Raw genomic sequence first — 12,644 nt, 5'->3', positions numbered from 1 at the left:
CACCCGATGACCGACAGCAGTTCCGAGAATGTGCCGAGCAGGCAGCGCAAGCGTTTCCCCGCCATCTCCTCGCGGGCGTACGAACACCCCGCGGACCGCTCGGCGCTGGTCGCGCTGCGCAAGCTGACCGGGTTCGACACCGTGTTCAAGGCGCTGAGCGGGCTGCTGCCTGAGCGCAGTCTGCGGCTGCTCTTCCTCTCCGACTCCGTGCGGGTGAGCGATGCCCAGTTCACGCATCTGCACACGATGCTCCGCGACGCCTGTTACATCCTGGACCTGGAGAAGGTCCCGCCGATGTACGTCACGCAGGACCCGAAGCCCAATGCCATGTGCATCGGCCTGGACGAGCCGATCATCGTGGTGACGACGGGCCTCGTGGAGCTCCTCGACGAGGAGGAGATGCGGGCGGTCGTAGGACATGAGGTGGGCCATGCCCTCTCCGGCCACTCCGTGTACCGCACGATCCTGCTCTTCCTCACCAACCTCGCGATGAAGGTCGCCTGGATCCCGCTCGGCAATGTCGCGATCATGGCGATCGTGACGGCACTGCGCGAGTGGTTCCGCAAGTCGGAGCTGTCCGCGGACCGGGCAGGTCTGCTGGTGGGGCAGGATCTTCAGGCGTCGATGCGCGGCCTGATGAAGATCGCCGGTGGCAATCACCTGCACGAGATGAATGTGGACGCCTTCCTGGAGCAGGCCGAGGAGTACGAGGCGGGGGGCGATCTGCGGGACTCCGTGCTGAAGATCCTCAATGTGCTGCCGCGTACGCACCCCTTCACCACGGTGCGCGCCGCCGAGCTGAAGAAGTGGGCCGAGAGCCGCGACTTCCAGCGGATCATGGACGGCCACTACCCGCGCCGTACGGAGGACAAGGACACGTCGGTCACGGACTCCTTCCGTGAGTCCGCCTCGCACTACGCGGACACGGTGCGTACCAGCAAGGATCCGCTGATGAAGCTGGTCGGTGACATAGCCGGCGGCGCGGGCGACCTGGGCGGCAGGCTTCGCGACAAGTTCACGGGGAGCGCGGCCGGCAGCGGCGGCGCCAAGGGCGGTGGCAACGGCAGCGGGCCGGCGGACGGCGGCTCGGGCGCCGCGGGTCAGGGCGAGGGCTGAGACCCGGGCGCGAGGGCTCCGCAGACCGCGGCGGCGGCCCGGCCCGTCTCGTAGGGGTCGGTGCCCGTCGGGCCCTCCGGGGTCGCCCGTCGGCCCGCCGTCAGGGGCTGTAGCGCCGAGGCGGCATCGGCCGAGCACGCCATCGGACCGGCCTGCAGATAGCTGTGGAGCAGTTCGGCGCGATGGGTGCGCAGGTCGTCGCGGTCGAAGCGGAAGTGCAGCTCACGCCGGACGGTGAACAGGGACGCAGCCTGGTCTCCGGCCCGCTCGCCCGTAGCTGCGACCGCCCCGGGGCCCGGGTCTGCGGGGCGGACCGCGTAGACGAAGGTGTGGTCCGAGATCACTTCGAGGGCGTTGGGTCCGACGTCGGTGACCCGGAGCGTTCCCCGGACCCGTACGTCGGGATCGGCCAGGGCGACCTCGGCCGGGTCGAAGCGGACCAGCCAGCCGGTCGCCGCATGCCGTCCGTCGTCCGCGGAGGCGGCCAGGGACCGGTCGAACTGGTCGAACTGGTCCGGGTCGAGCAGGACCCGCACGGGCCGGACGACGCCGCCGTTGAGCACTTCGGGGTCGAGGGAGGACTCCACGAGGTAGTCCTTGGCAATGGTCAGCGCGGTCATGACCTGGCTGTCGGAGAAATTCCTCGTGCGCCGGGCGCCCGGGAGGGTGATGCCGGCGGCGCCGGTGCGGAACTGGGCGGCGGGGCTGCGGGCGTAGAGCTCGGCCGGGTCCCCGCCGGGCACGGCGTCCTTGGGGGCGAGCGGTACGACGGTGCTGCGCAGTGGCTGGGCCGGCTGCGAGGCCGGTGGCCGGTAGGGATGGCGCACGCCCATGTAGATGGCGGTGCCGAAGGCCAGGGCGATCAGCAGGACCAGCCACAGGACGTACCTGGAGCCGGTGCGGGCGCTCCACCCGGGCCGGCTGCGGACGGCCCTGGCGTGGTCGCCCATCCGTTCCTGCGCGGAGTACTCCTGAAGGCGGGCAGCGCGGACGAACGATTCGTCGAAGACGACGGACCGGTACTCGTCCTCACCTCCGCCGGGGAGCCCCTCGGGTGTCCCCTCAGGTGGGTCTCCACGCCCTGCCATACCTTCAGAGTAGGTCTGGGGAACCACACGTAAACGCGCGGCTGCGCGACAAGTTCTGACAAGCTCTCACGCACTCCGTCAGGGAGTGCGGGGAACCGCGGAGACGGGGGGTGCGGAGTACTCGGCGGAGGCCGAGGGGCCGGTCACCCGGTCCGGTACGGACCCCTTGGACGGGGCGTCGACGCCGGTCGTGGCGGGCGTGGGGACACGGTCCTGGCGGTTTGCCGCGGCTCCCCGGTAGACGGCGGTGAAGGCCAGGGCGACCATGCCGATGCCCATCACCAGGGCGAGGACCCAGGCGACCGGGCGGTGCCAGCGGGCCGTGCCGCGATAGGGGCGCAAGGAGCCGCCGTGCGGTCCGTAGGGGTCCTGGTCGCGGCCGAGGCCGTCGGGGTCGCCGTAGCCGTGCTCCCGGCCGTACTCGCCGGCGGCGCCGTAGCCGTCGTCGTAGAGCTCGTCGTCTGCGGGACCACCACCGGCCCGGGCGCGGGCGGCCTCGGCCTCGGCACGGGCCTGGGCGGCGGCGAGGAGGCGCTCGACGGCGCTGGGCTCATGGACCGCCGCGGCCCGTACGAAGTCCTCGTCGAACACCACGGGGGCGAAGTCCTCGTCCGCGCCTCCGCGGTCGTCGTCGGGCTCCCAGCCGTCCGGGAACGGCCTGCCCCCCACGTCGTCCGGCACGCCTTCAGGGTAGACCTGGGAGAGGGCTTTCGGCAGGGAGTGCGGGCAACTGCCCGCACTCGCCCGTCACCGGGTGTGACCGTCTCCGGTCACGATGTACTTGGTCGAGGTCAGCTCCGGCAGACCCATCGGGCCTCGGGCGTGCAGCTTCTGGGTGGAGATGCCGATCTCGGCGCCGAAGCCGAACTGGCTGCCGTCGGTGAAACGGGTCGAGGCGTTCACCGCGACCGTCGTGGAGTCGACCAGCTGGGTGAAGCGGCGGGCCGCGGCCTGGGAGGTGGTGACGATGGCCTCGGTGTGCCCGGAGGACCAGAGACGGATGTGCTCGACGGCCGTGTCGAGGGAGTCCACGACGGCGGCGGCGATGTCGTAGGAGAGGTACTCGGTCTCCCAGTCCTCGGCCGTGGCGGGCACGACGGTGGCCTTGGAGCCCTCGGCGAGGGCCAGGGTGCGCTCGTCGGCGTGGACGGTGACGCCGGCCTCGGCCAGGGCGTCCAGGGCGCGCGGCAGGAAGTCGGCCGCGACGTCCTGGTGGACGAGGAGGGTCTCCGCGGCGTTGCAGACGCTGGGCCGCTGGGCCTTGGAGTTGATCAGGATGTCGACGGCCATGTCGAGGTCGGTCTGGGCGTCGACGTAGACGTGGCAGTTGCCGGTGCCGGTCTCGATGACCGGGACGGTGGACTCCTCGACGACGGTGCGGATCAGTGAGGCACCGCCGCGCGGGATGAGGACGTCGACGAGGCCGCGGGCACGCATCAGCTCGCGCACGGAGTCGCGGCTCTCGCCCGGGACGAGCTGCACGGCGTCGGCGGGCAGCCCGGCGCCGCCCACGGCGTCGCGCAGGACCCTGACCAGGGCCGTGTTGGAGGAGTAGGCGGAGGAGGAGCCACGGAGCAGGACGGCGTTGCCGGACTTCAGACAGAGCGCGGCGGCGTCCACGGTGACGTTCGGACGGGCCTCGTAGATGATCCCGACGACGCCGAGGGGGACGCGGACCTGGCGCAGGTCGATCCCGTTGGGGAGGGTCGAGCCGCGGACGACCTCGCCGACGGGGTCGGGCAGTGCGGCGACGTCCCGGACGTCGGCGGCGATGGCCCGGACCCGCTCCGGGGTCAGCGTGAGCCGGTCGATGATCGACTCGCTGGTGCCCGCCTCACGGGCGCGGGCGATGTCCTCGGCGTTGGCCGCGACGATCTCGCTCGTACGGACCTCGAGGGCGTCGGCGATCGCCAGCAGGGCGTCGTCCTTCACCGAGCGCGGAAGTGGCGCGATGTCGGCGGCGGCCGCGCGGGACCGGTAGGCGGCCTGGGTGACCGGGGTCAGGTTGTCGTACGGCGAGAGCGAGGTCATGCCCGCAGGGTAATGCGCCGTCTGCGGGCATCCCTCACGTATTCCGCACTACGAGACGCCATGGACCGGGCCCTGGTACGTGTCCGGGCCGGGCTTCGTCAGAAAGGGTGAACGCCGACCGGAGCCGCGGGGGGCGGACCGTACCCCTCGGCGATGCGCTGGTGATACGTCTCGCGGTCGATGACCTCCAGGCCGACGATCTCCCACGGTGGCAGTCTGGCGCTGGAGCGGTGCTCGCCCCACAGGCGCAGCGCGACGGCCGCCGCGTCGTGGAGGTCCCGGGCCTCTTCCCAGTAGCGGATCTCGGCGTGGTCGTTGGCGTACCGGCTGGTCAGCAGGAAGGGGTGGTCGTGGGCGAGCTGCTCCAGGCCGCGTCTGACCTCCTTCAGCGGGGCTTCCGCGCCCGAGACGCAGAGCGTGACGTGCCACAGCTTGGACATCACGCGCTCGCTGCCGTGCGGCTCGGGGTCCCGTCCGGGCTCACGGTCCGTGCCACCGGGTTCGTCGGTGCCGGCGTCGGCGTCGACGAGTTCGTCCAGTGTGCCGATACCGTCGGGATCCTGGAAGTCGGCCCCTGCTTCCACACTGCTCAGGGAACGCTGCTCCCCAACGGCCCTGCGGGCGTGGGTGGTTCCCCGTGTCCCGCGGGGCGCAGCCCCGGGGCGCGCTCGTCTCACCGGCGGCCTCCTGTTGATGCGTTGTGGTGCCGAACTCCGCCTATCCCCCTGACAAAGTTGACCAGTCCGCGAGGGGGCGTGGGGCGGTTTTGGTAAAGGTCCTTGCCGGGGAGCCGGACTTTCAGCCGTTTCAGGGGCGGCGTCAGGGGTGGAGTACGACGAGATCGTCTCTGTGTACGACCTCTCGTTCGTACGCGGGGCCGAGTTCCTTGGCCAGGTCGCGGGTGGATCGGCCGAGGAGGAGCGGGATCTCCTTGGAGTCGAAGTTGACGAGCCCCCGGGCGACGGCGCGGCCTTCGCCGTCGCGCAGCTCCACCGGGTCGCCGGCGCTGAACTCGCCGTCCACCGCCGCGATTCCGGCCGGCAGCAGCGACTTCTTGCCCTGCACGACGGCTCGTACGGCTCCGTCGTCGAGGGTGAGTGAGCCCTGCGGGGTGGAGGCGTGGGCGAGCCAGAGCAGCCGGTCGGCGGAGCGCCGGCCGGTCCTGCGGAAGTAGGTCCCGGTGTCGCGTCCGGCGAGGGCGTCGGCCGCCCTGCTGGCTGAGGTGAGAACCACGGGGACGCCGGCCGCCGCGGCGATACGCGCCGCCTCGACCTTCGTGACCATGCCGCCCGTGCCGACGCCCGCCTTCCCCGCCGAGCCGATCTCCACGCCCGCCAGGTCCTCGGGCCCGTGGACCTCCGCGATCCGCGAGGTGCCGGGCCTGCTCGGGTCGCCGTCGTAGAGACCGTCCACATCGGACAGCAGCACCAGCAGATCGGCCCGTACGAGATGGGCGACGAGGGCGGCGAGCCGGTCGTTGTCGCCGAAGCGGATCTCGTCCGTGGCGACCGTGTCGTTCTCGTTGACGATCGGGACCGCTCCCATGGCGAGCAGCTGGTCCAGGGTGCGGTAGGCGTTGCGGTAGTGGGCGCGGCGGCTGGTGTCGTCGCCGGTGAGGAGCACCTGCCCGACGCGGACGCCGTAGCGGGCGAAGGAGGCGGTGTAGCGGGCGACGAGCAGGCCCTGGCCGACACTGGCGGCGGCCTGCTGGCGGGCCAGGTCCTTGGGGCGCCGGGCCAGACCGAGCGGTGCGAGTCCGGCGGCGATGGCGCCGCTGGAGACCAGCACGACCTCCTTCTCGCCGCCGCTGCGGACCTTGGCCAGTACGTCGACGAGAGCGTCCACCCGGTCGGCGTCGAGGCCCCCGGCGGCCGTGGTGAGCGAGGACGAGCCGACCTTGACGACGATCCTGCGTGCTTCCGTTACGTACTGCCTTGCCACTGTCACGTGGCGAATCTATGCCAGCGGTGACGATCGGCGCGCGTCCGTTCCACTCGCTGGACAGGCGCGTGGACAGTGCCGACGCCATGCACGACGGCCCGTAAGTCCGCCCTCGTCGGGGCGTCTTACGGGCCGTTCAGGCAGTGGCCGCCGCCGGTGGTGGCGGCAGGCGGCCGGAGCTCAGCGGGCGGCGGTGGCCGTGGCCGGTGCGCCGTCGGCTTCCGTGGCGCCAGTGCCCTCCGTGTCGCCGCCGGCGCCGCCTGCGTCCGACTCTCGGTCGAGCTCGCCGATGGCCTGCTCTCCGATGCGCTGTTCCACGCCGGTGTTGCGGACCTCCGCCTCGGCCGCGAGGGCGCGCACCGCCGTGTCGAACTGCTCGATGGACGTGGGCTCGTCGGGCCCGAGCAGATACTTCTTCAGCTCGGCGCGGGCGTCCGCGAGGGTGTCGGCCGCCGGGTCGGCCACGGCGGCCAGGAGCCGGTCGAGCTCCTCGGCACTGTTGGAGAGGATCACCGCGGCACGTACGGCCGTGTTCTGCCGCTTGAACTCGTCCACGCCGAGCTCCGCCGAGTCGGTCACCGCGTACGGCTTGCCGCTGGCGATGAAGTCCGAGACGACGCTGGAGATGTCGGAGACCATGGCGTCGGACTCGTTGAAGCAGTCGTAGAGCTTCGGCTCGGAGCCGGTGACGACCCTGTGCTCCCACCAGCCGGACGAGCGCCAGTAGGCGTCGTTCCACTCGGCCCGGAGCCGCTTGATCTCGGCGAGCCGCACCGGGTCGGCGAGGGAGACCCTCGACTCCTCCGCCTCGTCGCCCCCGGCGCGGCCGGGCTTGGTGAGCTCGGCGAGCCGGGCCTCGACACGGGTCAGCTCGGCGCGGGCCGCGGCCTGGTCCGGCTGCGCGGCGGCGGCCTGCTCGGCCCAGCGGGGGTCGTCGGCCCGCTCGGCGGCGGCCCGCTGCACCATCGCCGTGATCCGCTCGTGCACAGCGAGGGCCTTCTTGTTGCGGATGCCGGTGAAGGGGTGCGGCTTGTAGATCACGCGCACCGGGCGCTCGGCCTCCAGCAGCCGCCGGACGATGTTCTCACCGGCGAGCAGCAGGGAGGTGTTGCCGGGGTCGTTGTCCCAGCCCTCCCAGGTGGGGGCGTACAGGACGGTCGGGACGGGGTTCTTCGGCGCCCCGGTCCAGGTCTTGATGGGGGCCAGCTGGGGGCGGCCCACCTCGACGATGTCGTCGTCGCGGACGCCGACGTCGGCGAGGGCGTACCGGTCGCGGCCGGCCCGTCCCGCGGTCCACACCTCGTCGTACACCTTGGAGAACGGGTTGACGCTGGCGAGCTTGTCGCTGTCGCCGTGGCCGATGAAGACGTGCTTCATCGTCGGGACACGCAGCATGTGGATGTTCTTGCCCACGTTGGCCGGGTAGAGCGTGACACGGACCGAGTCGAGCTTCATCGCCATCAGGTGCTGGCCGCCGGGGATGCAGAGCACGGGCACGGAGGTCTCGTTGAGCTTCGCGACCAGACCGCGTTCACGCATGATGATGACCGGCCGGCCCTCGATCTGCTCCATCGTCTCCAGCCACATGTTGACCTGGTACGCGGAGTCCTCGGACCCGGAGAAGTACAGGGCGACGGTCGGCTGGTACTCGCCGAGCCACTTCTGCACCGCCTTCAGCACGGCGGGCGCGGACGGCACACGGCGCCTGCGGCGCAGATACGGCACGAGGGCGACGGTGTAGAGCAGGCCGAGGCCGATGGTGACGGCGGCGCCGACGTATCCGATGATGTCGCGCCCGGAGGCGGCCGCGATGATCACGCCCGCCATCGCGGGGAGGTCGAGGTGCAGCATCTTCTCGCCGGAACGGCGCAGCAGGGCGCGCGGCGGGGCGTCAGGGATGCGTACGGCGTTGAGGTCGACGTTGCGGGTGACGACCGGCATGACCCGGCGCAGCCGGATCAGGGTGGTCAGTGCGCCGTGCGGCGCCTGGAGACCGTAGAAGAGCAGGAAGCAGGCGACCGCGGCGTAGAACAGTGGCTGATCGGCGAGGTTCTCGCGGGCGAGCAGCAGGATCAGCAGCAGCTGACGGAGCAGGAAGCGGATCGGCAGACCGGCCCGGACCTTGTTGAGGCGGTTGACCAGGTAGCTGCCGCGCTGGTGCAGATACCAGTCCGCGGCATAGGTCACGGCCGCGGCTGCCGCGAACATCCAGATGTTCGGGATCAGCGCGGCGATCATGACGCAGGGGTAGCCCAGTCCCATCAGGACTGCGGCGGCCAGCTCTGACCGGCTGCCCACACGTGCCAGGCGAATGGCGGTCGAAATCACGTAGAACCTGCTCCAAAGGTGCCGGTTGATTCACGTTTAAGGAAATTGTGAAGGCGGGGCCTTACGCACTCGGGCCTCTGTATCGCGGACGCGATCTCAGAGGCCCGAGTAAGATCATTCACACATTGATGGAGAAGTATTACACATCTTCCTGGCGGTCCAGGACGGACGCCAGAGCCTGCTCGAATCCGGAGGCCTCGCTGGCCTCGCGGGTCGGGTCCTGCTGCCGTACGTCGATGACATGGCCGGTCAGCTCGGAAAGCAGCACGTCCAGCGAGGTCCGGGCCACGGCCTCGGAGGACAGCAGCGAGCCGGACGGCTCCTGGCCGAACGCCTTGGTGCGCATCGGCGTGGCCGTGCGCTCCGGATTGACGCAATTCACACGGATTCCGTCGGCCGCCCATTCGTCGGAGAGGGCCTGGGTGAGATTCACCATGGCCGCCTTGGTGGACGAGTAAAGGCTGTATTCGGCGCGGCCGCGGGTGTAGCTGGAGGAGGTGTAGAGCAGCAGCTGGCCCTTGGTCTCGGCCAAATACTTGTATGAAGCACGAGCAATCTGGACGGGCGCCAGATAATTGACGTTCAGTGCTTCCTGAATGGTCGCGTTGTCCGTCTCCGCGAGCTTGCCGATACGCAGGACGCCCGCGGTGTTGATGACGTAGTCGACGCGGCCGCTCTCGGCGTAGGCCTTGGACAGCGCGTCGTCCACGTGCTCCGGGTTCTCCACATGGGTGCCGGTGGTGGAGCGGCCCAGGGCGTAGACCTTCGCACCGTACCGCTCGGCGAGGGCGGCGATGTCCGCGCCGATGCCGTACGAGCCGCCGAAGACGACGAGGGTCTTGCCGGCCAGCAGTTCGCGGTAGGCGGCCTCGTCGGCCTGGCGCGGGGCGGTGGAGGAGGCGAGCTGGAACAGCTTGTCGGCGATGAAGACGTCGACCGGCTGGGTCACCTTCATGTTGTACTCGTCGCCCGCGACGACGTAGATCGGCACGTCGGGCAGGTACTTGAGCACGACGCTGCAGTCGTCCGTGGCCTGGAAGTTGGGGTCGCCGGCCGCGATCTCGTAGGCCCGGCGGATCGTGGAGAGCTTGAACGCCTGCGGGGTCTGGCCGCGGCGCAGCCGGGACCGGTCCGGGACGTCGGTGATGAACTCGCCGTCCTCGCCGTGCGTGCGGGTCACGATGATGGTGTCCGCGGAGGGGATGGCGACGTCGACCGCCTGGTAGCGCTCCAGGGCGTCGACACAGTCCGTGATCACTCGCTGTGACAGAAGCGGACGCACCGCGTCATGGAAGAGGACGTTGGCGTCCTCCCCCTCGGCGAGGCCCTCGCCGAGGGCCCGGATCGCGCGCTCGGTGGTCTCGTTGCGGGTCGCGCCGCCCTCGATGACCTTGCGGACCTTCGTCAGTCCGGCCTTCGCGATGATCTTCTCGACATCGGGCACGAACCCCGGCGCCATCAGCACGATCACATCGTCGATGGCCTCCGCCTGCTCGAAGATCGTCAGCGTGTGCTCGATGACGGCCTTGCCGGCGATCTTCAGCAGCTGCTTGGGGATCGCGAGCCCCACGCGCTGGCCGGTACCACCGGCGAGCACGACTGCTGTGGTGCGGGGCTTGGCTTCGTGCGGCACGGACACAGACGAACCTCTACCTTGCGATGACTGGGGGACGGTGTGATGGTCGCACTCTCCGTGACCGTCCCGCAAGGCGGACATCGAACGCTCCACACCCTGCAGAAACCGGCTGTTCACCCGCTGGCCAGGGAAGTTCGGGAGGGCAGAACGGGACGAAGGGGTGACTGATACCACAGGGGAGAGCTGTGGCTGAGCGTTACTTCGTCGCTTTGTCGACGACGTTGAGTACAAGTTCGTTGCCTGCGCTGAAGAAGATCTTCACCGTTACCTCGTCCCGAGGCAGGGAGCGCAGCCGCCGCACCGCCGCGCGTACCTGCGCGAACGGGCGCTTCTTGAGCAGGTCGACGGAGGGATACGGGAAGACCGTGCCCTTCTCGACCACGTCGTCGAGGAAGCGGCCGAGGCGGACGGGCTCGGCGCCGGCGGCGGGGCGCAGCCAGAGGTCCCACACGTCGTGGGCGGACGCCTGGACCCTGGCGGGGGCGGCGAGCGGGACGGTGCAGCGGAAGCCGTCCGCGCCGACACGGGCGCCGGGGAACTCCAGTGCAGCGGTGTCCTTACCACGGCGGCGCAGCAGCAGGACCGGGTCGGCGGTCAGTTGCGCCTCGCCCAGCAAACGCCCGGAAATGGTGAGGTGCCGAGCAGTGATGTTGACGTCACCGGACTCGGCGTGGACCGGACGCACCCACGACCGCAGGGTGAGCCCGCCCTGCCGTACATAGGGGACGAGGGCGCGGACGGGCACGCCGGGGCGGACACGGGAAGCGGCCCGCATCGCCCCGCGCTGGTCGACGGCGCGGGTGGCGAGCGGGGGGCGGTCGCCGTCGTAGCCCTGGGGAACGGCGTGGCACGTCCAGATTCCCTCGGCGAGGTGCGCGTCCGCGGGGACGGTGGCGCGCCCGCTCGCGTCGAAGGGGAAGACCCGGTCGGGTGCGGCGGGGTCGGGGTGCGCGCAGACGAGCACGGTCTCCCCCGTCTGCTCCCCGAGCAGGGTCACGGTGAGCGCGCCGCTTTCCTCGGCCACGCAGTCCACGCGGGGGTCGCCCGCGGCGGGGACCGGTACGGGGGCGGGGGCCGGTACGGGGGCGGGGGCGCGTTCGCTCGTGCACTCCAGGCCGTCGGTGGCTGAAGGCGTGCGGGTGGCAGGCGTTTCGGGGTGCGACCGGGAGCCCGCGCCCAGGGCCGCGAAGAGCTCCTCGTACTGCTTCGCGACCGGGCCCGGGTCGAAGCGGCGGGCGTGGGAGCGGGCCGCGGCGCCCATCCGGCGGCGCAGCGGCTCGTCGTCGATCAGCCGGAGCAGCGCGGCGGCGATGGCGTCGGTGTCGCCGACGGGGACGAGCAGCCCGTCCACACCGTCCGCGATGATCTCGCGCGGTCCGTAGTCGCAGTCGGTGCTGACGACGGGCAGTCCGCAGCGCATCGCCTCGACGAGCGTCATGCCGAAGGACTCGTGGCGCGAGGTGGAGACGGCGATCGCGCCCTTCACCCACTCCGGTTCGATCGGCGAGCGGGGGCCCATGAGATGGACGCTGTTGTAGAGGCCGAGCTGGTCGATACGTCTGCGGAGACGTTCCTTCTGCTTGCCCCAGCCGCAGATGCGCAGCGTCCAGTCCGGCCGTACGGCCACGACCTCGGCGAACGCCTCGATCAGCACGTCGTACTGCTTCTCCGAGGCGAGCCGCCCGGCGGCGACGACGGTGGTCCCGCCCAGGTCGGAGGTGGCGACCATGGGCTCGGGCACGCTGTTCGGTATGGCCAGCACCTGGGTGTCCGGCAGCGGCATCCGGTCCCGCCAGACCACGGCGTCGCCCTCGGAGACGGTCACGAACGCGTCGAGCGCGGCGAGGTGCTCACGCATCTCTGCGCGCAGCTCCGGCTTGTGGTGATTGTGCGTCATGTGCTCCTGGCCGATGAGCACGGCGCGCCCGGGCGCGAACTGGGCGACGTACGCGACGAGTCCGGGCCTGGTGCCGATCACCACGTCGGCATCGGAGCCGGTGTAGTGCTCACGCACGCGCTGGTCGGTGAGCCTGCTGTACTCGGCGAAGCGCGCCTCGTGGGCCGGAAAGCGCTCGGCCGGCTGGAGCGCGAGCGGATGCTTCTTCTCGTTGCCCGGGGAGGAGGGGCGGGTGTCGATGAGCGGTACGACGGTGATGCGGGGGTCGATCGCGAAGAGCGGCTCGTCCCGGTGCCGGAAGACGGAGACGATCTCCACGTCGTGGCGCCCGGCGAGCTCCTCCGCGAGGTTGAGCGTGGTGCGGATGGTGCCGCCGATGCCATAGATGGTGTGGATGAGGAAGGAGACCTTCATCAACGCTCCGTTCAGCCGTGCTGGGGCACTTTGCTGCCCCACCCCCGCGTACAAGACGGTGATAGCGGGCGAGAGGTTGTGCCACCGCACGGATCCGAACGGACCGGATTTCTCACACACGGCCGGAGGTACGTGCAGGAGCCACGAGAAGCTGCGAGCGTGCCAAAGGGCGGGAGCCTCCCGGGTCAGGCAG

At 70.7% G+C, this 12,644-nt stretch carries 9 protein-coding genes; 1 reads left to right on the top strand and 8 read right to left on the bottom strand.

All coding sequences use genetic code 11. The features are described 5' to 3' along the window. Window positions 1–6 precede the first annotated feature (6 nt). Window positions 7–1,116 carry a M48 family metallopeptidase gene (locus ACIQMR_RS00190; protein WP_401381059.1) on the top strand — a complete coding sequence of 370 codons (1,110 nt, stop codon included), beginning with the start codon at window positions 7–9 and terminating at the stop codon, window positions 1,114–1,116. On the opposite strand, the gene ACIQMR_RS00185 is transcribed toward ACIQMR_RS00190, so the two are convergent. The 8 genes from ACIQMR_RS00185 to ACIQMR_RS00150 form a co-directional block, all read right to left on the bottom strand. Continuing rightward, a complete protein-coding gene (locus tag ACIQMR_RS00185; RefSeq protein ID WP_401381056.1) occupies window positions 1,101–2,204 on the bottom strand; it encodes a hypothetical protein in 1,104 nt (367 codons plus the stop codon). The two genes, ACIQMR_RS00190 and ACIQMR_RS00185, sit on opposite strands and share 16 nt — an antisense overlap. A gap of 78 nt (window positions 2,205–2,282) precedes the next feature. Further along, a complete protein-coding gene (locus ACIQMR_RS00180) occupies window positions 2,283–2,885 on the bottom strand; it encodes a hypothetical protein (protein WP_401381054.1) in 603 nt (200 codons plus the stop codon). 66 nt (window positions 2,886–2,951) lie between these two features. Beyond that, window positions 2,952–4,235 (bottom strand): glutamate-5-semialdehyde dehydrogenase, encoded by a 1,284-nt coding sequence (locus tag ACIQMR_RS00175; RefSeq protein ID WP_401381051.1) that lies wholly within the window; start codon window positions 4,233–4,235, stop codon window positions 2,952–2,954. Window positions 4,236–4,333: 98 nt separating this feature from the next. Next, a complete protein-coding gene (locus tag ACIQMR_RS00170) occupies window positions 4,334–4,912 on the bottom strand; it encodes a hypothetical protein (RefSeq protein ID WP_401381048.1) in 579 nt (192 codons plus the stop codon). A gap of 142 nt (window positions 4,913–5,054) precedes the next feature. Next, the gene (gene proB / locus ACIQMR_RS00165; protein ID WP_401381046.1) at window positions 5,055–6,182 is read right to left on the bottom strand and encodes a glutamate 5-kinase; all 1,128 of its coding nucleotides are present in this window, start codon (window positions 6,180–6,182) and stop codon (window positions 5,055–5,057) included. 174 nt (window positions 6,183–6,356) lie between these two features. After that, window positions 6,357–8,504 (bottom strand): hypothetical protein, encoded by a 2,148-nt coding sequence (locus ACIQMR_RS00160; RefSeq protein ID WP_401381043.1) that lies wholly within the window; start codon window positions 8,502–8,504, stop codon window positions 6,357–6,359. A 139-nt stretch (window positions 8,505–8,643) separates the two neighbouring features. After that, window positions 8,644–10,143, bottom strand: coding sequence for an SDR family NAD(P)-dependent oxidoreductase (locus tag ACIQMR_RS00155; protein ID WP_401381041.1), 1,500 nt, complete (start codon window positions 10,141–10,143; stop codon window positions 8,644–8,646). 193 nt (window positions 10,144–10,336) lie between these two features. Beyond that, complete coding sequence (locus ACIQMR_RS00150; RefSeq protein WP_401381039.1) at window positions 10,337–12,451, bottom strand: glycosyltransferase family 4 protein; 2,115 nt, start codon at window positions 12,449–12,451, stop codon at window positions 10,337–10,339. Window positions 12,452–12,644 lie beyond the last annotated feature (193 nt).

Origin of the sequence: Streptomyces sp. NPDC091376, assembly GCF_044757085.1 — a bacterium.
GTDB classification, from domain to species: Bacteria; Actinomycetota; Actinomycetes; order Streptomycetales; family Streptomycetaceae; genus Streptomyces; species Streptomyces pratisoli.
The sequence above is the reverse complement of the archived record's forward strand: the minus strand, read 5'-3'. Positions and strand labels throughout refer to the sequence as shown.

Bases quoted from the DNA above. Each gene is read 5' to 3' on its own strand.
- ACIQMR_RS00190 (WP_401381059.1), top strand. From the start codon at position 7: ATGACCGACAGCAGTTCCGAGAATGTGCCGAGCAGGCAGCGCAAGCGT.
- ACIQMR_RS00185 (WP_401381056.1), bottom strand. From the start codon at position 2,204: ATGGCAGGGCGTGGAGACCCACCTGAGGGGACACCCGAGGGGCTCCCC.
- ACIQMR_RS00175 (WP_401381051.1), bottom strand. From the start codon at position 4,235: ATGACCTCGCTCTCGCCGTACGACAACCTGACCCCGGTCACCCAGGCC.
- ACIQMR_RS00150 (WP_401381039.1), bottom strand. From the start codon at position 12,451: ATGAAGGTCTCCTTCCTCATCCACACCATCTATGGCATCGGCGGCACC.